Here is a 21550-nt window from a genome sequence, read left to right as displayed (position 1 = left end):
ATAATCTGATGGGGATTTTCATATTTAAAATTGAGAGGGTGAGATTAATGAGTGAGGCAGTGTTTAGAATACCGGAGACAATCAGGGAAGATACAGCAAAGTTTGAAGAAAATTTAAAACAGTTTTTAGCAGGTGATTTATCAGCTGCGAGGTTTAAAGGATATCGGGTGCCAATGGGAGTTTACGGCCAGCGGGGTGATTCAGCAGAAGAAAAGTATATGGTTCGAGTTAGAATTCCGGGAGGTTTTCTGACAGCAGAGCAGTTTAAGCTGCTGGCTGAGCTGAGTAGAGAGTATGGTGCCGGCTATCTTCATTTTACTACCAGACAGGATATCCAGCTGCATCAGATTGAGATAGATGACAGTGCAGAAATCCTGGCTAAATTATTGGAGGCTGGACTGAGTCCCCGTGGTGGTGGAGGTAATACAGTTCGTAATATAATGAACTCTCCTGCAGCAGGTGTTGATCCGGCAGGTAGATTTGATACAACTGCTCACTGTCTGGCTTTAAGTGAATATCTGCTGGGAGATCGTTCTTCCTTTAATTTACCTCGAAAATACAAGATTGCTTTTTCAGTCAGCCATCAGGACCAGGGTCTGGCAACAATTAATGACCTGGGTTTTATCGCTACTCTCCAGGATGGCCGTCGGGGTTTTAAGGTTTATGCAGCCGGGGGCATGGGGAATCAGCCGGCAGTGGCTTTTAAGCTGCTTGATTTTGTGGCAGAAAATGAGATTTTTGCGGTGGCAGAGGCAATCAAAAGATTATTTGACCGCTATGGTGACCGTAATAACAGACATCAGGCGCGTCTTCGTTTTGTCCGCCGTCGTTTTGGAGAAGCTAAATTTAAAGAATTATTTTTGGAATACTTTAACGAGGTTAAAGCAGAAGCTGAGATCGGAGAGCTGAAATTTACTGATCTTGACTATTATAAAGATGAAATTAAAGCTGGAAAAGCAGCTGATGTTCTGAATCTAAATCCACTCAATGGAGACCTGAAGTATCAGGAAGTAATCGATTTGATTCAGCTGCTTGAGAAATATGATCTCAGCCTAAGAACTACCAATAAGCAGGGTTTGCTTTTAAGAGGTGTAGACAGTTCTCAGCTGGAAGATTTAAAAGAAGATTTAGCTGCAGTCAATGAGAGCCTGCTTGATTCGGCGGCACTATCAGCAGTTGCCTGTAAGGGAGCATCCACCTGTCGGCTTGGACTCTGCCATTCTCCAAATCTGGCAGAAGCTATCAGAGAAAATCTTTTAGAAATTGAGCAGCAAAAGCGAGAACTTTTACCCCAGATTTATATCAGCGGCTGCCCCAACTCCTGCGGCCAGCACCATATCGGGAAGATTGCTTTTGAAGGTAAAGCCAGAAGGGAAAATGGGAGGCTAATCCCCTATTATTCACTCCTGCTGGGAGCAGAAGTGAGTGAGGAAAATACTCACTATGGGGAAAAAGTTATTGATTTACCTGCCAAAAGAATTCCTTCATTTTTAGTTAAACTGGCAAAAAAGCTGGCTAAAGCTGAAAATTACAGTCTGGAGAGGTTTAATGACTATCTGCAAACTGGAGGTCAGGCAGAAATTATTCAGCTGGCTCAGAAATATACAGAAGTCCCAGCTTACAGTAAGGATCCCGATTTTTATCAGGACTGGGGCCAGAATGAGGACTTTTCTCTGGCCGGACGGGGACCGGGAGAATGTGGAACTGGTGTGCTGGAGATTGTGAGGCTGGATCTGGATCAGGCCAAAGCTGCCTATGAGCAGGGAATTGCTGAAGAGGACAGCGACAGTCTCTATCAGGCGATTATTGCAGCTGCCCGTTCACTGTTAATAGTTCGCGGAGTTGACACCGAAAAAGATAGAGTAATCATTAAAGAGTTTAAAAAGAAATTTATTGCAGAAGACTGGGTGGCCGCAGCAAAAGAGGAGCTGCTGGAACAGGCTCTGGATTATCGACTGGGTGACCAGGAAGAACTATTGAGTTTAAGTCCGGAGATTAAAGATTTGATTGAACGATTAGAAGCTCTTTTCAATTCTTTAAATTCAAGTCTGGAGTTTACAATTGAGAAAGCAACTGTGGCTGAAAATACTGAGGAGCAAGATTCGGCAGATTCAGATTCTGCTGCTAAAAGCAGCGAAAGTAATAAGGCAGCTGCAGCAGAAAAAAAACAGTACAGGCGCAAAGACTTAAGAGGAGTCCAGTGTCCAATTAATTTTGTTAAGGCAAAACTATTTCTGGAGCCGCTGCCGGCTGAAGAAATTGTTGACTTTTACCTGGACGAAGGTGAGCCGATTAAAAATGTGCCCCGCAGTCTGGAAAATGAAGAGCATGAGATTCTCAAACAGGAAAAACAGGCTGAAGGCCATTATCTGCTGCGGGTTAAAAAGGCAAAGGACAATTAATTAAATGGCAAAACTGGTTCTGGTGCTGGTGAACTGCAGGCAGTAAGGCCAGTTTCTGGCGAATGCAGCCTGATTTAAGCTTGATTTCAAAAAAATTGTAAGAGGAGTGAGAAGATGAGTAGAGATTATCAATTTGAAACAAAGGTTTTACAAAATAAAAGTAAGGACGAAAAAGGAGCGGTTTCTCCCCCGATTTATCAGACAAATGCCTTTGCTTACGAAACAGCTGAGGAACTGGAAAAGGTTTTTAAAGGACAGGCTCAAGGATATAATTACACCCGGGTTGGTAATCCGACCAATAATCAGTTTGAAGAAAAGATGAAGGAACTGGAAAATGGAATTGGAGCGCTGGGCACAGCCTCCGGCATGGCTGCAATTGCAACGGCGGTGCTGGGGCTGGTGGAAGCTGGCGATGAAATTATTGCCGGCAACAGTCTTTTTGGGGGAACCTACAATTTTTTCAAAAAAGATTTAAAACAGTGGGGAATTAAATGTAATTTTGTAGAAACAACTGAGCTGGAGGAGTATAGAGCGGCAATTACTTCCGGGACTAAGTTGATTTTCCTGGAAACTGTGGGCAATCCCAAACTGGATATTCCTGAGATAAGGGAGCTGGCTGAACTGGCTCATCAGCATAATCTGCCCCTGATCCTGGATAATACTTTGATGACACCCTATCTTTTTCAGGCAAAGGATTATGGAGTTGATATTGTAGTTCATTCTACTTCTAAATTTATCAACGGCAGCTCCAATTCTATCGGAGGAGTGATTGTTGATACCGGGAATTTCAACTGGGCTGAAACTGATAATCCCCTGCTGACAGAGTATCTTAAATATGGACCCTTTGCTTATCTGGCCAAACTGAGGCAGGATATTTTTCGGAATCTGGGTCCGGTGGCAAGTCCCTTTAATTCTTTTCTCAATAATCTGGGTGTGGAAACTCTGCCCTTGAGGATGGAAAAACACTGCAGTAATGCCCTGAAACTGGCTGAATTTTTGCAGTCTGCTCCTGGAGTTAAAAAGGTAAATTATCCGGGGCTTAAAACAAGTCCTTACCACGAGCTGGCAGCAGAACAGTTTGATAATCATTTTGGTGGACTTTTGACTTTTGAGGTGGGAAATAAAAGTGAGGCTTTTAAGCTAATTAATAAGCTGGAGCTGGCCAGGAATCTTTCCAATCTGGGGGATCTGAGAACTCTGGTTGTCCATCCTGAGTCAACGATTTACCACAGCCTGAGTCAGACTGAACAGCAGCAGTTGGGAGTTAACCCGGCCCTGATCAGAGTTTCGGTTGGAATCGAAAGCCCGGATGATATAATTTTAGATTTTAAAGAAGCGCTGGCAGCACTCTAATTGGAGGCAGTAAAATGGAGAAAAAAATTATAAAAACTGATCTTCTGGTTATTGGGGGTGGAGCTGCCGGCTGTTATGCTGCAGTGACTGCCCGCAGAGAGGATCCAGAACTTAAGGTAACAGTTATCGAAAAAGCACATATAGAAAGAAGCGGCTGTCTGGCAGCAGGAATCAATGCAATCAATGCCTACTTAAATCCCGGTGAAACTCCGGAATCGTATCTTCATTATGTTAAAAATGACAGTTATGGCCTGGTTCGTGATGATTTAGTTTATTCTATTGGTCGGGGCCTAAATAAGGTGACCCGGGAGGTAGAGGACTGGGGTTTAAAGATTTTAAAAGATGAGAACGGTAATTATTTAAAGCGCAGTTCCCGCAGTATTAAGATTGAAGGAGAAAATTTTAAGGAAATTCTGGCGGCTAAAGTTGAGCGGAGTGGAGTTCAGGTTTTAAATAAAACAGCTGCCCTAAATTATATTAAAAAGGATGGCAGAATTTGTGGTGCTTTTGCCCTGAATATAAAAGAAGACAAATTTTATGTAATTAAAGCGAAGGCCGTAATCTGTGCCACGGGAGGGGCAGCCGGGATTTATGAACCCAATAATTCCGGTCAGGCCAAACATAAAATGTGGTATCCCCCTTTTAATACCGGAGCTGGTTATGCAATGGGGATTCGAGCTGGAGCTGAGATGACAACTTTTGAAATGCGTTTTGTGGCCTTAAGGGTTAAGGATGTGATTGCTCCCACTGGCAGTTTTGCTTTTGCCGGCGGACAGCAGGTGAATGAGCAGGGAGAAGAGTATCTCAAAAAATACAGCAGAATTACTACTGCCATGAGGCTTTATGCAACCGTCAGGGAAAATAAGGAGGGGCGAGGACCCTGTTATCTGGATCTGGGCCATCTGGAAGCTGAGAAGAAGGAAAAGCTGGCTCAGTCACTGCTGGGGATGTGCCCGGGAATAGTACTGAAGTGGGAAGATAGTCAGTCTGATCTGTCGGAGCTTAAGGTTGAGATAGAAGGAACTGAACCCTATATAGTTGGCGGCCACTGTCAGTCAGGTTACTGGATTGATCTGGATCGAAGCACCAGCCTGCCCGGTCTTTTTGCAGCCGGTGATGTGGCAGGAGGATCTCCCAAAAAATATGTAACTGGCGCCTTTGTTGAAGGAGAAATAGCAGCTAAATCAGCGGTGAAGGAAATAGCGGAGCTGCCGCAAAATTTTTTAAATTTAAATATAAGCGAGTTAATCACTAATGAATACCAGAGAGTAAAATCTGTATTAGATAAGCCAGAGGGAATTGAGGCTGTCCGGCTGGAAGAAAAACTGCAGCAGATTATGGAAAACTACGCCGGGGGCAGAACACAGTATTATGAGCTGGAGGCTTCAAAATTAAAGCAGGCCCGGTCAAAATTGAAAGAACTAAAAAATGAAAGTAAAATGCTGAAGGCGGAATCTCTGAGAGATTTTCTTGCTGTTCAGGAGCTGTTAGAAAGAATCGATGTAGCAGAAGTTTTGCTGGAACACCTTCTTTATCGAGAAGAAACCCGCTGGCCCGCCTATCAGTCTAGAGTTGATTTTTCGGAGCGTAAAAAAGAGTGGCGGAAATTTGTTAATTCCAGGCAAAATCCTGCCAGTGGAGAAATTGAAATTATTGAGAGAGAGTATAAAAGTTTAGAGGAATATGCAGCTTTTGCCAGCCGCAGTCAGGAAGATTTTTATCTGGAATATAATTTATAATTTTTAAGGGGAGTGAAGTCAGATGGCAATAAAAATTGATCAGAGTATTTGTGATGGCTGTCCCGATTATCAGGAAGGCCGCTGTGAGAGAATCTGTCCCGGCAATTTAATTGAAAAAGAAGGCGAAAAAGCAGAGATGAAAAGACCAGCAGAGTGCTGGGACTGTGCAGCCTGTGTTAAAGCCTGTCCCCGCAATGCCATTAGTCTTTATTTACCCGAGGAAGTCGGAGGTCGGGGAACTAAATTGAAAGTACAGCAGAATAAAAAACGTTCGCTCTGGATTTTTGATAGAGAAGATGGAAGCAGAAAAGTTTATAAAACCGGATAGACTGTTTGGTACCGGGCACTTGGAAATAATTTCCAAGTGCCCGGTACCAAAAACCAACTAAATAAAGGAGGACAATAAATGAGTATTAAAATTACTGTTAATGGAGAAGAGAAAGAAATTAAAGAAAATTTAAATCTGGCAGAGCTGCTGGCTGAGCTGGAGATTGACCCAGAGGTGACCGTTGTTAAATTAAATGATTCGATGGTACCCCAGGGAGAACTGGCGGAAAGAGAAGTGGAGTCAGGAGATAATATTGAATACATCTTCTTTATGGGAGGGGGAGCTTTCGATTTAACTGAGGAAGAAATCGAACGCTACAGCCGTCATATTATTCTAAAGGATCTTGGAGGTACAGGACAGCAGAAAATTAAAGATGCAAAAGTATTGGTAGTTGGAGCAGGAGGACTTGGTTCTCCTGTGGCTTTTTATCTGGCAGCTGCCGGCGTCGGAACCCTGGGTCTGGTTGACAGTGACCACGTGGATCTGACAAATTTACAGCGGCAGATTCTTCATACAACTGAGGATACAGGCCGGCCCAAGGTGGATTCGGCCCGCGAAAAGCTGGAAGCGATGAATCCCAATGTTGAAGTAAAAACCTATAATCAGTATTTAAATAAGGATAATGTGGAAGCAATTATTGCCGATTATGATATTATTGTAGATGGAGTCGATAATTTTCCGACCCGTTATCTTTTAAATGATGCCTGTGTAATGGCCGGTAAACCGCTGGTTGAAGCTGGAATTTTGCAGTTTTCGGGTCAGCTGACAACTATTATGCCGGGAGAGGGTCCCTGCTACCGCTGTATTTTTGCGGAGCCGCCAAAAGAAGGAGCGATCCCTAGCTGTCAGGAAGCAGGAGTGCTGGGAGCAATCGCCGGGACAATTGGAACTCTACAGGCAACAGAAGTTTTAAAACTGATTACCGGTATTGGGCGTCCTTTAGTTGGCAGAATGTTAGTCTATGATGCAAAAGATCTTTCTTTTAGAGAAGTAGAAGTCAAAAAAAGTGACAGCTGTGATGTCTGTGGAGATAATCCGGTGATTACAGAACTAATGGAATATGAACTGAGCTGTAATCTGCATCAGCAGGCAGAAGCATAAAGATTGCAAAGGAGTGAGCAAATGGCAAAGTTGATTTTAAAAAGAGAAGATTATCAAAAAATGTTAGAGTATTCCCTGCAGCATAAACCTGTAGAAGCCTGTGGTATTATAGCAGGAACTATTGATGAGGATGCGGAAAAATATTTTTCAACAAAAATTTATTTAATGAAGAACACTAAAAACAGCCCCGAACATTATTTGATGGAGCCGGAAGAGCAGTTTGATGTTTTTAAGGATATGAGAGAAAATGATCTCGATTTCATTTCAGTATTTCATTCCCATCCTCATTCTCCGGCGCGTCCTTCACAGGAAGATATAGATATGGCCAATTACAAAGAGGCCATTTATTTAATTATTTCTCTGCAGCAGAAGCAGGAAGATTTTAGAGCTTATTTTATTCAGGATGAACAGCCAGAGGAAATAGAAGTTGAAGTTAAAATTTAAATTTTTTGCAGCTAGCCAGCCTCTCAAAATTTAGCGAATATTATTTGCTAATTACTAGCAATTTCGATATAATATATGTATCTGGAGAATACGAGGAGGGGCAGGTGAATGAGATGTCAGAAGCTAAAATTTTAGAGACACTTGTCAGCCGTTTTGACCAGTTGGATAGCAAATTTGAGCAAATTGATAAACGTTTTGATAAAGTTGATAAACGTTTTGATATGGTTGAAAACAAACTAGCTGAACACGATAAGCGTTTTGATAAGCTGGACAATATTCTTGAAGAGCAGGATATTAAACTTTTTAATATCAACAAAAAATTAACAAAACACAGTGAACAAATTGATGAGCTGGATTATACAATTGATAAGATTCGCAGTCAAACTGCTTGCCTGAGCCTTGAACAAGGAAAATTGTCCATGAAGATTGATCAACTCAAAAACAGAAAAAAGTGAGGAAAATATCAACAGTATTTAATGATCATTAAATATTGCTGATGAAATTTTCAACTAAATATCAGGAGCAGTTCTAGGCAGTTTAAAGGAACTGCTCTTTTTTGAATGGACTTTTTTTATAGCTGGTTTTTGATAGAATCTAATTAATTGGAGTTAAGCAGTTAAATCTTTGAAATTTGATCATATTCGAAAAAATGATTTATAAAATAAACTGAATCACTTTTTTGTTAAAATTGGTTCTGCAAACGGTAGTTGAACATATAAGGAGGGGCAAATTTGGATCATTTAGATAAATTAGAAAGCAGAAGTATTCATATTTTAAGAGAGGCCTACAGTGAATTTAAAAATATCTGTATGCTGTGGTCAGTTGGTAAGGACTCAACAGTTATGCTCTGGCTGGCCAGAAAGGCATTTTTTGGACATGTTCCAATTCCGCTGGTACATATTGATACGAGCTACATGATTCCGGAGATGATTGAACACCGGGATAAGCTGGCTAAAAAGTGGAATCTGGATATGATTTATGGTCAGGATGAAGAAACTCTGGCAGCAGGAGATACCTTTCCTAATGGCAAGGCAACTCACTTAGAATGCTGTGGACGTTTAAAAACAGCGGCTCTGAAAAATACTTTAAATGGTAACTGGCGCCGCTACAGATATAATCATAATAAAGATGAGTATGAGCTGGATAGCAACCGCGAACCCTACACCGGGGTAATTGTTGGTGCCAGAGCTGATGAGGAAGGCTCGCGCTCTAAAGAGAGATATTTTTCTCCCCGGGACCGCAACAATGACTGGGACATTGGCGATCAGCCGCCTGAATTCTGGGATCAGTACAAAACTGATTTTGCACCGGGAACCCATGTCCGGATTCACCCGCTTTTAGACTGGACTGAGCTTGATGTCTGGGAATATATTCAGCGCGAAAAGATTCCGATGGTTTCACTTTATTTTGATCAGGGCCAGGGTAAACGCTACCGCTCTTTAGGTTGTGCTCCCTGTACTGAGCCGGTTGAATCTACGGCCTCCACAGTTGATGAGGTAGTAGAAGAATTGAAAACCGGAAAGTTTGCCAACATCGCTGAGCGTGAGGGTAGAGCTCAGGATAAAGAAGATGGTGGCGGACTGGAAGAACTGCGTAAAGACGGGTATATGTAGGGGGTAATGATGAATAATACAAAAGGAGAACAGGATTTAAATTTAGTTATTGCAGGCCATGTTGATCACGGAAAAAGTACGATTATTGGTAGAATGCTGGCAGATACAGATTCTCTGCCTGAGGGTAAATTAGAACAGGTTAAGGAAACCTGTCGCAAAAATTCCAAGCCTTTTGAATATGCTTTTCTGCTTGATGCATTAAAAGATGAGCAGGCCCAGGGAATTACTATTGATTCGGCCCGGGTTTTCTTTCAGACGGATTTCAGGCAGTATATTATTCTTGATGCTCCGGGACACATTGAGTTTTTAAAGAATATGGTAACAGGTGCAGCCAGAGCCGAAGCAGCACTTTTAGTAATCGATGCTTCAGAAGGAGTTAAAGAAAACTCCCGCCGCCACGGCTATATGCTTTCCATGCTCGGGATCAAACAGATTGCAGTTGTGGTTAATAAGATGGATTTAGTTGACTATGATCAGGATACATATAAGCAGATTGTAGATGAATATACCGACTTTTTAGCTGAACTTGGGATGGAGGCAGAGCGCTTTATTCCTGTCAGTGGGATGCTCGGTGATAATGTAGCAGATAAATCAGAAAATATGGACTGGTATCAGGGACAGACTGTTTTAGAACAGCTGGACAGCTTTGAAAATGAAGCTTTACCACACAATAAACCATTTAGAATGCCGGTTCAGGATGTCTATAAATTTACCAAAGGTGGAGATGACCGCCGCATAGTTGCCGGTACAGTAGGTGCCGGGGAGTTAAATATCGGAGATGAAGTTGTTTTTTATCCCTCCGGTAAAAAGAGTACAGTTAAAACAATAGAAGGATTTGAAGAGGATAAACAGCACAAGGTTAAGGTTGGTAAGGCAACCGGATTTACCCTTGATGAACAGATTTATATTACCCGCGGTGAACTTGCTTCCCGGGCTGATGAGGCGGAACCTCAGGTTTCAGCAAGAATTAAGGCCAATCTTTTCTGGCTGGCCCGTCAGGATTTAGTTAAGGATAAGGTATATTACTTAAAAGTAGGAACAGCTAAAGTTAAAGCGCGTCTGGAAAAAATTAATAGAGTTATTGATGCTTCCAATTTAAACCAGGATGAAAACAAGGAAAAAATTGAGCGTCATGATGTGGCAGAAGTAGTCTTCAAACTGGATAAGGCGATGGCTTTTGATCTGGCAGGAGAGATAGAAGAAACCAGCCGTTTTGTAATTGTCGATGATTTCGAAATTGCAGGTGGAGGAATTATCTCAGAAGCTTTAAAAGATGAACAAAGCTGGGTTCGAGAAAAAGTAATGCGCCGTAACTACAAGTGGGAGCAGTCACTGATCAGCCGCGAAGATAGAGCCGAAAAATATAATCAAAAATCAACTCTGATCTTAATTACTGGAGAAGAAGATGTAGGTAAAAAACCGACTGCCAAAGCTCTGGAGAAAAGATTATTTAATGATGGAAAGCTGGTTTATTTCCTCGGAATCGGTAACTTACTCTATGGTGTTGATGCTGACATTAAAAACGGTGACAGTGAAAAGAATAAGGAAGAGCACCTGCGCCGTCTGGCTGAGGTTTCTCATTTAATGCTTGATGCAGGAGCAATTTTAGTTGTGACAGCTGTTGAGCTGACTCAGTCTGATCTGGAACTGATTAAAACTACAGTTAACCCTCAGCAGATTGAGACAGTCTGGCTCGGAGATAGGGTTACTACTGATCTGGAATTTGACCTCCAGATTCCGGAGTTTACTTCTGAGGATCAGGTTTCAGCCCAGATTAAGGGCTTACTTCAGGACAGGGGGATTATCTTTAGACCATGGTAGATAACATTAAGTGGCATTCAGGTGAAATTGATAAAGCTGCCCGGGAGGAACTGCTCGGGCAGAAAGGCATGGTGCTCTGGTTTACCGGGCTTTCGGGATCCGGCAAATCAACCATTGCTGTTGAGGTGGAAAAGGAGCTTTACTGGAGAGGCAAAGCTTCCTACCGTCTTGATGGTGATAACCTGCGCTTTGGTTTAAATCAGGACCTTGGTTTTACTGCTGAAGATAGGATAGAAAATATCCGCCGCATTGGTGAAGTGGCAGCTCTTTTTGCAGATGCCGGTTTAATTACTCTGGCTTCCTTTATTTCTCCCTATAAAGCCGGGAGAGAAGCTGCCCGTCAGGCTGCAGGAAAAGAAAACTTTAAGGAAATTTATGTTAAAGCAGATGTAGAAACCTGTGCTGAGCGGGATCCCAAAGGACTTTACGCCAGAGCCAGAAAAGGTGAAATCGAAAACTTCACCGGTATTTCAGCTCCCTATGAGGAGCCAGAAAATCCGGATCTGGTAGTTGATACCAAAAGCTTAAGTCTGGAGCAATCAGTGGAGCTGGTGCTGGGATTGTTTTAAAACATGCAGCTATCGTTTTCCGAACCAATTTTTACCAAAATTAATCCTGGCTGGATTACAACTTAATTTTTTTTATTACTAAATAATAAAAATTTCAAGCTTTATTTTTCCTCCTGTTTTCTTGCTAATTCATATCTAAAGTAATATAATTAACTTAGTAAATTATAAATTTATATAGATTTTAAGGCTTTATGGAGAAAACGGAGAAAGGGGAGTGAAAATGAGGTGGCTGAAGATAAAACATTAAACTTAATCCTTTCAAAAATTGAAGATCTTGACTCTAAGTTTGATAAGCTGGATTCTAAGTTTGATAAACTAAATTCCAGAGTTGATAAGTTGGATTCTAAGGTAGATAAGTTGGATTCTAAGGTTGCAGCTTTAGATTCTAGAGTTGATGGCCTGGAAGTTAACCTTTCAAACTTCAGGGGAGAATTCAATAGTTTTAGAAATGAGACAAATGAAACATTAGCTCGAATAGAGAAAAGAGTTGATGCAACATTTGACCAGGTTGGAGGTTTAAGTGAATACAAAACCAGAACTGAAGCTCAACTTGAAAATATTGAATCTGACATGTCATATTATGCTCGCAAACAGATTGAAAATGAAAAAGAAATATATAAACTAGAAAATAAACTGGCAAAATAGCCGCTTTAACAGCCTCTCCTGTGAGCGAAAATGGGAGAGGTTTTTGTTTTATACTTTTAGGTACCTGGTTCAAATAGGGCTTTTTGTACCAGGTACCTATCGTACTTTTTGTACCTGGTACCTATAGGTCCATTAGCGTCGGAAAGGATGGTTTTATGTTGAAATATCTTAAAGAAATTAGTAAATACGCAGGTCTTATCTTTTTTATAATCCTGTTAATAATGCCTCCATTTGCTGGTTTAAATCCGGCCGGGCAGCGGGCTCTTGCTGTTTTTGTGCTGGTTTTAAGCTTCTGGGTGACACATGTGCTTCCTTTATCAGTGACTTCACTGCTGGGAATTGCCCTGCTGCCTTTATTAAATGTGATGAGCCTGGAGTATACGTTTTCACTTTTTGGTTCCAAAGCTATCTTTTTTATTCTTGGTGCTTTGATTCTGGCGTCTGGACTTTATCAGACAGGTCTGGGATCCCGGCTGGCCTTTAAGATAATTTCTTTTAGCGGCAGCAGTCCACTTAAACTTTTATATGGAATCTTATTTACAGCGGCTTTTTTATCCTTAATTATGCCCGAACACGCTGTTGCAGCTCTGCTTTTTCCGATAGTCCTGGAGATTGCAGTTAGTCTGGATTTAAAGCCTTTAGAGAGCAATTATGGTAAATTACTCTTTTTGACAATGGCCTGGGGAACCGTTATCGGGGGAATCACTACCTATCTTGGTGGGGCCCGTAACTTGCTGGCAGTTGGCCTTTTAGAAAAACATTATGGAATTACAATTGGCTTTTTTGAATGGATTAAATACAGCTGGCCGCTGCCGTTTCTGCTTTTAATTGTTTTTGCAGTCATTATTACCAAATTTGCAGATATTGATATTAGTGATACCTCCAGTTCTCTCAAGAAATTGAAGGCTAAATCAGAAGCAAGGGGAAATTTATCTGGAGCCGAAAAAAGATTAATTGTAATTTTGGGTCTGGTAGTTTTTAGCTGGCTCTTTTTATCAAACTTAATCAATATTGCAATCACAGCCCTGCTGGGAGGAGTTTTAATTGTGGCCTTTAAGGTAGTAAGCTGGAAGGAAGTAGAAGAGTATGTCAACTGGGGAGTAATTTTAATGTACGGGGGAGCGATTGTTGTTGCCTCTTCGCTGGTGGAAACCGGAGTTACTGACTGGATGGCAGCCAGATTTTTCTCTCAATTAGAACTGGCGCCATTTTTATTTATCTTCCTGCTGGCAATTTTCACTTCAATTTTAACCGAGGGAGTTAGTAATATAGCATCAGTTGCTGTAATTTTACCCCTGGCTTTTAGTGCTGCCGAGGCCTACAGTTTAAATCCGATTTTGCTGACCCTGTCAGTTGCTCTCTCAGGTGGACTTGCTTTTTTACTGCCGATGGGAACACCGCCAAATGCGATTGCCTTTTCCTCGGGTTATTATCAGATCAAAGATGCTTTAAAATGGGGGCTTTTGCTGAAAGTAATCGGCTGGTTAATCTACATTTTAGTTGCCAGATTCTACTGGCCGCTGATTGGACTTGAAACTTTTATTTAAAACACTTTAAAAAAGTGGTTTGAGGAGATATAATAGATAATGCTGATGGAATTTGAGGGCAAATAGCTAATTAAGCTTAAATTAACTTAAAAAGTGTTAAATTTGTGAGGGATAAATAAATGAAAAAATATATGCTGATTTTATTCAGTTATGGTGGTTTAAAGAAAATTAATAAACACCTGAAAAAGAATTTAAAGCAGGATGATCAACTGTTAGTTAGAGCAGTAATGCTCGAGGAAGTACCTAAACTATTCAATCATTTAATCTCTGATGTGGGTTTTTTAGGAGAAAAAGTTGTCAGTGATGTAGAAGATTCTGTTGTTGATATTTATCAGGATAATGCTAAAGATTATTTAGCAGAGTTAAAAGAGCTGGCAGCAGCTATGAATTTTAAACTTGATAAGAAATTAATTAAGCAAAATAAGGCAGAAGAATTAAAGCAGGAAATTAAAACAGCTGAGCTGGATCGAATATTCATTAATTTTTCTCATAATGAATTTGTCTCCGATCAGGTTAAAGAAGATGAGATTAGATGCTGGCTGAAAAAGACTGAACTGCCCCAGGATATTTTTTATGATGGGAAAAAAGCAAAATAATAAATATTCAACTATAAATCCCGGTAATAGCAAAACTGCCGGGACTTTTTTTGTCGGATTGGCCGGCAGCTGCTTATTTTAAGCTGAGATTAATCCAATAAGCTGAGATCAAGTTAGTCAAGTTAGTTAAGTTAGTTAAGATACTCCTTTAACTGTTGATAAATCTCATCTGCCTGCTGACTCTGATCCATTGAATTATAGATTATTTCTACATATCCTCGCTTCTTAATGATTGCAAGAGTTTCCTTAAAATTAATATCATAAATCCAGCCCAGCTGCATGGCTTTCAGGTCATTGATTGTCTCCAGCTTATCATAATTTATAGATTCTCCCTTCAATACCTTCTTAAAAATTTCATCACTGATTGTAGGCTCTGTCGAAAGTTTAATCACATAATCTTTTTGACTTCCCTTTTTATATCTTTCCACAAAAATATTAAAAATATCCAGTTTATCAGCATCTCGAATCAGGCGGGCAAAAAACAATTCTGCTTCATTTTCAAAATTATCCCGCCTGAGATCTGCCTGATTGTGCTGTTTAATTGCTTGATAAATAATATTCTGCTGCTTTTTATTCAAATCTGCCAGCAGTTTATTTTCCTTGATGACTTCTATCCCCAGCTCTCCGTGATCGACAGACTTATAATCAGAAAAAGTTTTATACTCCTGATACTGCTTAAAACGACCGATGTCATGGTAGAGAGCAATAATTTTTGCCAGATATTTCGCTTCAGCTTCCAGCGCCAGACCGGCAATTATTTCTTCCATGTTTGTGACAACTCTTTTGCTGTGATCAATTTTAAGCTGGATATTTTTTTGATCTTTTTTATTTTTCAAGTTGAACTCTTCTGTATAGCTGTCAAAGAATTTCTCAAGCTCCATATATTTGTTTTTTAGCTTCAATTGGGTAGACACAGTTAATTCCTCCTGTCATAAAATTGGCTTTTAATCATTGAAAAATTGATATTTTTCTATAGCAGAGCGCTGCTTTTGATATTCCTGGGGAGAAATTCCGACTTCCCTCTTAAATGATCTATAAAAGGTAGAATAATCGCCAAAGTTTAATTTAGAAGAAACTTCACTGCAGCTGTTATTATCAAGCAGCAGTCGTTTGGCAGTCATGATTTTTTTATAGTGAATGTACTGCAGAACGGAAAAACCTGTATTTTTTTTAAAAATATGGGATAGATATGATTTATTTAAATAAAATTCTTCTGCCAGTAAATTTAATGATAAGGATTTTTCGATATTACTATTAATATATGTTATTATTTCTAAAATTCTTCTATTATATTTAATGAAATTATTATTTTCAACTGTTTTTTTATTGAATTTTTTGTTAATAAGGACTAACATTTGGATAAATAAAGTCTCAACCATGAGCTCTGATTCTAAAGATTTGTTTTGCACATATTGAGTTATTTTTTTAAAATAGTTAAATATTTCTTTGTTCTTGTCAATGATTTTATTATGATGAGCTTCTTTTCTATTTTCAAAACATTCCAGTAAATTAAAGTCATAAGAATCATATTTAGAGAGAACCCAGGGAAAAAAGTGGATTACAATTCTTTCGTAGGGGAGCTCCTTATTGAAAATTGGTTTATGCAGTTCTTTATTATTAATAATTAATAAACTGTTGGCCTCCATTTGGTAGCCATGTCCTTCAATATAATAAGTGACATCCCCTTCTAAAAAATAATAGATTTCATAAAAATCATGTAAATGCATATTGAATTTTTCAGTTGAAGATATAATATCAGACCTAGTATATTTGATATCTAAAAAATTATTTTGTAATGAACAATTTTTACTATACAAAAAGTGTACCTCCTAAAAAGTATTATAATTAAATTATATATACATTATACCTAAAGATCTGCAATATTTAAAGCAGTAATTCCAAAGCGAAATTATAATTATTGTTGTATAATTGAATACAGAATGAATTTTCGGATAATTAAAACTTTATTTTCAATTTTTTAAGTTTAATCCAAGGGGGAGGAATTAAGATGTATTATACTGGTTTTGCTGATGAAGCAGCAGATTCTATAGAAAAACAGATAGAAGTGACTAAGAAACTTGGCTGGGAGTATATAGAATCTCGCAGTATTGAGGGAACAAATCTTACTGACATTAGTGACGAAAAGTTTGAAGAGGTGGCTGAAAAATTAAAAGCAGCGGGTGTTAAAGTTAACTGTTTTGGCAGTGCTGTTGCTAACTGGGGGAAGGATCCCCGGGAAGAGGATTCATTTAAAAATAGTATGGAAGAACTTAAGCGAGCTATACCCAGAATGCAGAAGCTGGGAACTAAAATGATTCGCGGAATGAGCTATGGAATTCCCAAAGAACTTTCGCCAGAGAATTCTGAAATTGAAGCGAAAATTATTGATCATTTAAAAAAAATGGTTAAAATGTGTGAAGAAGCAGGGATTACTTATGTTCATGAAAACTGCATGAATTATTTTTCACAGTCCTATCAACACATGGACAAACTGCTTGCAGCAATTGATTCTCCTAATTTTAAGATTGTTTATGACACTGGTAATCCTTTAATGGCTGATAATAGAATGGGTGAAGCCCCTTATGAAAAACAGACAAGCTGGGGTGCCTATCAGCATTTAAAAGACAAAATAGCCTATGTGCATATTAAAGATGGTACTTTTGTTAAAGAAACTAATGGAATTTTTCCGGAAATGGATTACTGCTATCCCGGAGAAGGTAATGGTGAGGTAAAAAGAATTATTAAAGATCTGCTGGCAGGCGGTTATGATGGTGGATTTTCTATTGAACCTCATATGGGAGCTGTTTATCATGAAGACCGTGACGATAGTCAGGCTGATGCCAAATATAACACTTATCTTGAATATGGAAAAAGATTTAAGGGTTTAATGGAAGAGATCAGGAGTGAACTTGAGGAGGATTAGATAGCAGATGGAAGAAGTGAAGATTGGTATTATTGGAATTGGAAATATGGGTACTAACCATGCTAGATCGATAGTAGATGGTCGAGTTAAAAATTCTAGACTGACTGCAGTCTGCGATCTTGATCCAGCCAGAATCAAATGGGCTAAAGAAAATCTTCCGGTAGAAGTTGAATGTTTTGACAGTTCAGAAAAATTTTATCAGCAAGCAGATATTGAAGCTGTATTTATCGCTACACCCCATTATGATCATCCTCCGCTGGCAGTGGAAGCTTTTAAAAATGAGCTGCATGTGTTAATCGAGAAACCAGCCGGGGTTTATACAAAGGCTGTACGAGAGATGAATGAAGCTGCTAAAATGTCTGATAAGGTTTTTGGGATAATGTATAATCAGAGAACCAGAGCTATTTATCAGAAATTAAAAGATCTTATTGAATCTGGTGAGTTGGGAGAAATTAAAAGGACAAACTGGATAATTGACTGGTACCGTTCTCAAAGTTACTATAATAACGGTGGCTGGAGAGCAACCTGGGAAGGAGAAGGTGGTGGAGTTCTATTAAATCAGGATCCCCATCAGCTCGATCTCTGGCAGTGGGTCTGTGGAATGCCTAAAAAAATAAGAGCCTTTGCTGCAAATGGTAAGTATCATAAAATAGAAGTAGAAGATGATGTAACAGCATATGTGGAATATGAAAATGGTGCTACAGGAGTTTTTGTTACTTCAACTGGTATCGCCCCAGAAACTAATCGTTTTGAAATTACAGGAAACAAAGGTAAAATAGTTGTTGAAAATGATGAAATTATTTTTAGAAAACTCAGAACTCCAGAAAGAAAATTTAATGCAGAATTTAAAGGTGGTTTTGGTAAACCAGAGTGCTGGGAATTTAAGGTGCCTGCTCCTGGTGAAAATCCTGAGCATCCAGGTATTTTGAATAACTGGATAGATGCAATTTTAAATAAAACAGAATTAATTGCTCCCGGGGAGGAAGGAATAAAGGGTTTGACAATCTCCAATGCAATGCACCTTTCGGCCTGGACAGATGACTGGGTAGAACTGCCTCTGGATGAGGACTTATTTAAAGAAAAACTGGACGAAAAAATAAAAAATTCTAATTTTATTAAGAAAAGTACAGCTGCTAAAACAATGAAGGTTGATGGGACATTTTAATTAATTTATAAAAATTGGATTAATTAAAAGAGATTAGTTTGAGAGGATGTCTAAAAAATGAAGAACTTAAATGCAGCCATAGTTGGCTGTGGCAGTATATATAAAGTTCATGCAGATGCATTGATTGAGCTGGAAAAGGTGAAATTAAAATATGTAGTTGATATCAGGGAAGAAAGAGCCAAAAAAGCGGCAGAAGAATATAACTGTTCCTATCTGCTTAAGTATGAAGAACTTTTAAATAAGGAGATTGATGTTGTTCACATCTGTACCCCTCATTTTCTGCACAGTCCAATGGCTGTCAAATTTTTAGAGGCCGGAATTAATGTTTTTGTTGAAAAACCGCTGGCTCTAAATTATCAGGATGGCCAAAATATTAATGCTGCTCTGGCTCAGAGTCAGGCAAAGCTGGGAGTTTGTTTTCAGAATAGATTTAATGATAATAATCAACAGGCTAAAAAAATAATTGAAAGCGGTAAACTGGGAGAGATTAAAGGGATTAAAGGTTTTGTAACCTGGCACCGCAGCCGGGACTATTATCTTAAAGATGACTGGAAGGGTTTTTATGAAACTGAGGGTGGTGGAGTTTTAATTAATCAGGCGATTCACACTCTGGATTTGATGCAGTGGTTTGGCGGTCAGATTAAAGCTGTTAAGGGTAATATTGATACCCGGGTCTTAAATGATGTAATAGAGGTGGAAGATACTGCCGAAGCAACATTATATTTTGAAAGCGGTGCTCTCGGAATCTTCTATGCCACCAATACCTTTAGTCAGAACAGTCCCATAGAAATTGTAATAGATTGTGAGAATGGCAGTATGAGATTATTTAATGATCAGCTGGTAATTAATCAAGGTGATAATAAATCTGTTTTTAATGCTGATAATCAGGGTGATTATAAATCATACTGGGGAAACAGTCATCATAAGATAATTGAATTGTTTTACCAGGATCTTTTAGCTGATAGCTATGAGAATATTGTAACTGCTGCTGAAGGTTTAAAGACTTTAACTTTAATTAAGTATATTAATCTATCTGCTCAGAATAATAAAAAATTTCATCTAGAAAATGAAAGTGATTATTAAAGCAGATTGCTAAAATTTTTATATCAGGAGGTGATGCGATGGATATTGCATTTAGTTTATTTTCGTAAATTTATAGAATATATTTATTATTTATGCTTTAAAAATTCAGAAAAGAAACAATATAAGCAATAAAAAATATTATCAGAACATATAAAATTTAAGGAGGAAATATTATAATGAAAAAATCAGTATTAAGTTTAATGATTATTGCATTATTATTAAGTACTATTCCCACAGCAGTTTTGGCACAGGATGAGGAGATTACATTGAGAATGGCCTGGTGGGGTTCTCAGAACAGACACACCCGAACTCTAAGAGTAATTGATATGTATGAAGAAATGAATCCTAATGTAAATATAGAGCCCCAGTATACAGGCTGGACTGGCTACTGGGAAAAAATGGCTGCCCAGGCTGCAGGTGATCGTTTACCAGATATTATGCAGCATGACCGTAAATATATTGTTCAGTATGCTGATAATAATCAGTTAGTTGATTTAAATCCATATGTTGAAAGTGGTATTCTTGATATGTCAGATGTGGATATGCCAATGGGAGAAATGGACGGCAAGCTTTATGGTATTACTCTTGGTGTTAACTCTGTTGGAATAGCAGCTGATGAAGTCCTATTTGAGACAGCAGGAGTTGAACTTCCTGGCCCTGAATGGACCTGGGAGGAATATATTGAGATTGGAAATACTATTCACGACAAACTGGGAGTTTATGCTGATAGAACTCTTCCACACTCCTGGGGTGGATTATTTGACTTAAGAATCTGGCTCCGCCAGCATGGAGAATCTCTCTATAATGAAGATGCTACTGCTCTGGGTTATGAAGATGATCAGTTATTTGTAGATTTATATACACAAATGAAAGAATTAATTGATGCTGGTTTTTATGCGCCACCTTCTCTGATTAAAGAAGTGGGAACCAATGTGGAAGAAGAATTAGTTACCAATCAGCAGGCAGCAATGGCTGGACTCTGGAGTAATCAGATTGTAGCTGCAAGTTCTGCTGCAGGTAAAAAACTTGAATTATTAACCTTGCCAAAGCTTAAGGATCAGGTTCAGGAAGGACTATTTATCAAACAGGGACAGTATCTTGCAGTAACCAGAAATAGTGAACATCCAGAAGAAGCAGCTAAATTTGTAAACTTCTTTTTAAATAATATCGAAGCAAATAAGGTTTTAATGGCTGAACGTGGTGTTCCAGCTCCTAAAGATGTTAGAGAAGCTCTAATGCCTCTTTTAGATGAAGTTAATAAAGAACAGTTTGAATATGTTGAAACAGCATCTAATCACTCAAGTGCAATTTATGCTCCACCTCCAAGTGGACATATGGAAATTGTTGACTTAAAAAAACGTTTAATGATGTCTATAATGTATGGTGCTATTGAACCTATGGAAGCCGCTAAGGAATTTAGAACTACTGCTAATAAGATTCTGGCCAAAAATAATTAAATAAAAAATAAAATATATAAAACGGAGCAGTTGTTTATAATACTTCTGCTTCGTTTTTAAAAAGGAGGATGATTTTAGGTGCGAAATTATGTTAATGAGAAAACAACTTTAGCCGGTTACATATTTATAAGCCCCTGGCTTTTTGGATTTTTTGCTTTTATGTTAATACCTGTACTTATGTCTTTATATTATTCATTTACCAGTTATAACTTAATCAGTCAATCAACTTTTATTGGTCTTGATAATTATAGAGAAATTATTGGTAATGATATTCGCTTCTGGAACTCTTTAAAGGTAACATTTATTTATACTTTTACAGCTTTGCCACTCAGACTCAGTTTTGCTCTGCTTCTGGCAGTTTTATTTAATCAGGGAAGAAAATTTGTAGGATTTTATAGAACTTTATTTTATGTACCTTCTTTAATTGGAGGTAGTGTTGCTATCTCTGTAGTCTGGAGACAGCTATTTGGCTACAGTGGAGCAATGAATGATATTCTAATTGGAATGGGGATTTTAGATAATCCAATTGGTTTTATAGGTAATCCCCAGACTTCAATTTGGACGCTTGTTTTACTTGCTGCCTGGCAGTTTGGCTCGCCGATGCTCATTTTTCTTGCTGGTTTAAAGCAGATTCCGATTAGATTGTACGAATCAGCAGCAATTGATGGGGCCAGCTGGTGGCAGAAGTTTTTTCATATTACTATCCCGATGCTGACACCGGTTATATTTTTTAATGTTGTAATGCAGACAATTCGTTTATTTAT

The 21550-nt window shown here is 38.8% G+C and carries 20 protein-coding genes; 18 read left to right on the top strand and 2 right to left on the bottom strand.

Translation table 11 applies throughout. The features are described 5' to 3' along the window. Positions 1-47: 47 nt before the first annotated feature. The 13 genes from C7958_RS00100 to C7958_RS00040 all read left to right on the top strand — a co-directional run bounded on the left by C7958_RS00100 (position 48) and on the right by C7958_RS00040 (position 14158). A complete protein-coding gene (locus tag C7958_RS00100; protein ID WP_243834260.1) occupies positions 48-2402 on the top strand; it encodes a sulfurtransferase TusA family protein in 2355 nt (784 codons plus the stop codon). Between the two features lie 114 nt (positions 2403-2516). Continuing rightward, positions 2517-3755, top strand: coding sequence for an O-acetylhomoserine aminocarboxypropyltransferase/cysteine synthase family protein (locus C7958_RS00095; protein WP_111570633.1), 1239 nt, complete (start codon positions 2517-2519; stop codon positions 3753-3755). Between the two features lie 14 nt (positions 3756-3769). Beyond that, positions 3770-5494, top strand: coding sequence for an adenylyl-sulfate reductase subunit alpha (locus C7958_RS00090; RefSeq protein ID WP_111570632.1), 1725 nt, complete (start codon positions 3770-3772; stop codon positions 5492-5494). 22 nt (positions 5495-5516) lie between these two features. Then, positions 5517-5822 carry a 4Fe-4S dicluster domain-containing protein gene (locus tag C7958_RS00085; RefSeq protein WP_111570631.1) on the top strand — a complete coding sequence of 102 codons (306 nt, stop codon included), beginning with the start codon at positions 5517-5519 and terminating at the stop codon, positions 5820-5822. Positions 5823-5900: 78 nt separating this feature from the next. Then, complete coding sequence (gene thiS, locus C7958_RS00080; protein ID WP_166668462.1) at positions 5901-6923, top strand: sulfur carrier protein ThiS; 1023 nt, start codon at positions 5901-5903, stop codon at positions 6921-6923. Between the two features lie 21 nt (positions 6924-6944). Next, entirely contained in the window at positions 6945-7367 is a 423-nt protein-coding gene (locus C7958_RS00075) for a M67 family metallopeptidase (protein WP_111570630.1), read from the top strand. Between the two features lie 113 nt (positions 7368-7480). Next, positions 7481-7822: a hypothetical protein gene (locus tag C7958_RS00070; RefSeq protein ID WP_111570915.1), complete on the top strand. Its 342-nt coding sequence runs from the start codon at positions 7481-7483 to the stop codon at positions 7820-7822. 276 nt (positions 7823-8098) lie between these two features. Beyond that, positions 8099-8980, top strand: a complete 882-nt coding sequence (gene cysD, locus C7958_RS00065; protein ID WP_111570629.1) for a sulfate adenylyltransferase subunit CysD — start codon at positions 8099-8101, stop codon at positions 8978-8980. Positions 8981-8989: 9 nt separating this feature from the next. After that, positions 8990-10801: a GTP-binding protein gene (locus C7958_RS00060; RefSeq protein WP_111570628.1), complete on the top strand. Its 1812-nt coding sequence runs from the start codon at positions 8990-8992 to the stop codon at positions 10799-10801. Further along, entirely contained in the window at positions 10795-11370 is a 576-nt protein-coding gene (cysC, locus tag C7958_RS00055; protein ID WP_111570627.1) for an adenylyl-sulfate kinase, read from the top strand. The genes C7958_RS00060 and cysC overlap by 7 nt, the downstream gene beginning before the upstream one ends. Positions 11371-11595: 225 nt before the next feature. After that, complete coding sequence (locus C7958_RS00050) at positions 11596-12015, top strand: hypothetical protein (protein WP_111570626.1); 420 nt, start codon at positions 11596-11598, stop codon at positions 12013-12015. Positions 12016-12170: 155 nt separating this feature from the next. Beyond that, positions 12171-13562, top strand: coding sequence for an SLC13 family permease (locus tag C7958_RS00045; RefSeq protein ID WP_111570625.1), 1392 nt, complete (start codon positions 12171-12173; stop codon positions 13560-13562). Between the two features lie 119 nt (positions 13563-13681). Continuing rightward, complete coding sequence (locus C7958_RS00040; protein WP_111570624.1) at positions 13682-14158, top strand: hypothetical protein; 477 nt, start codon at positions 13682-13684, stop codon at positions 14156-14158. A 131-nt stretch (positions 14159-14289) separates the two neighbouring features. Here C7958_RS00040 and C7958_RS00035 read toward each other — a convergent pair whose 3' ends face one another. Then, positions 14290-15072 (bottom strand): HD domain-containing protein, encoded by a 783-nt coding sequence (locus C7958_RS00035; RefSeq protein ID WP_111570623.1) that lies wholly within the window; start codon positions 15070-15072, stop codon positions 14290-14292. Between the two features lie 30 nt (positions 15073-15102). Beyond that, positions 15103-15975 carry an AraC family transcriptional regulator gene (locus C7958_RS00030; RefSeq protein WP_111570622.1) on the bottom strand — a complete coding sequence of 291 codons (873 nt, stop codon included), beginning with the start codon at positions 15973-15975 and terminating at the stop codon, positions 15103-15105. Between the two features lie 191 nt (positions 15976-16166). Between C7958_RS00030 and C7958_RS00025 the strand changes: the two genes are divergently transcribed. The 5 genes from C7958_RS00025 to C7958_RS00005 all read left to right on the top strand — a co-directional run. Then, positions 16167-17081 (top strand): sugar phosphate isomerase/epimerase family protein, encoded by a 915-nt coding sequence (locus tag C7958_RS00025; protein ID WP_111570621.1) that lies wholly within the window; start codon positions 16167-16169, stop codon positions 17079-17081. 7 nt (positions 17082-17088) lie between these two features. Then, entirely contained in the window at positions 17089-18246 is a 1158-nt protein-coding gene (locus C7958_RS00020; RefSeq protein ID WP_111570620.1) for a Gfo/Idh/MocA family protein, read from the top strand. A gap of 57 nt (positions 18247-18303) precedes the next feature. Beyond that, entirely contained in the window at positions 18304-19329 is a 1026-nt protein-coding gene (locus C7958_RS00015; protein WP_111570619.1) for a Gfo/Idh/MocA family protein, read from the top strand. 176 nt (positions 19330-19505) lie between these two features. Continuing rightward, complete coding sequence (locus C7958_RS00010; RefSeq protein WP_111570618.1) at positions 19506-20786, top strand: ABC transporter substrate-binding protein; 1281 nt, start codon at positions 19506-19508, stop codon at positions 20784-20786. A gap of 78 nt (positions 20787-20864) precedes the next feature. Further along, positions 20865-21550, top strand: a 686-nt coding sequence (locus C7958_RS00005; protein WP_208323119.1) for a carbohydrate ABC transporter permease, incomplete at its 3' end; no start/stop codon positions are given.

The organism is Halanaerobium saccharolyticum (assembly GCF_003259895.1).
Classification (GTDB): domain Bacteria; phylum Bacillota; class Halanaerobiia; order Halanaerobiales; family Halanaerobiaceae; genus Halanaerobium; species Halanaerobium saccharolyticum_A.
This window is presented reverse-complemented; position numbering and strand designations above follow the sequence as displayed.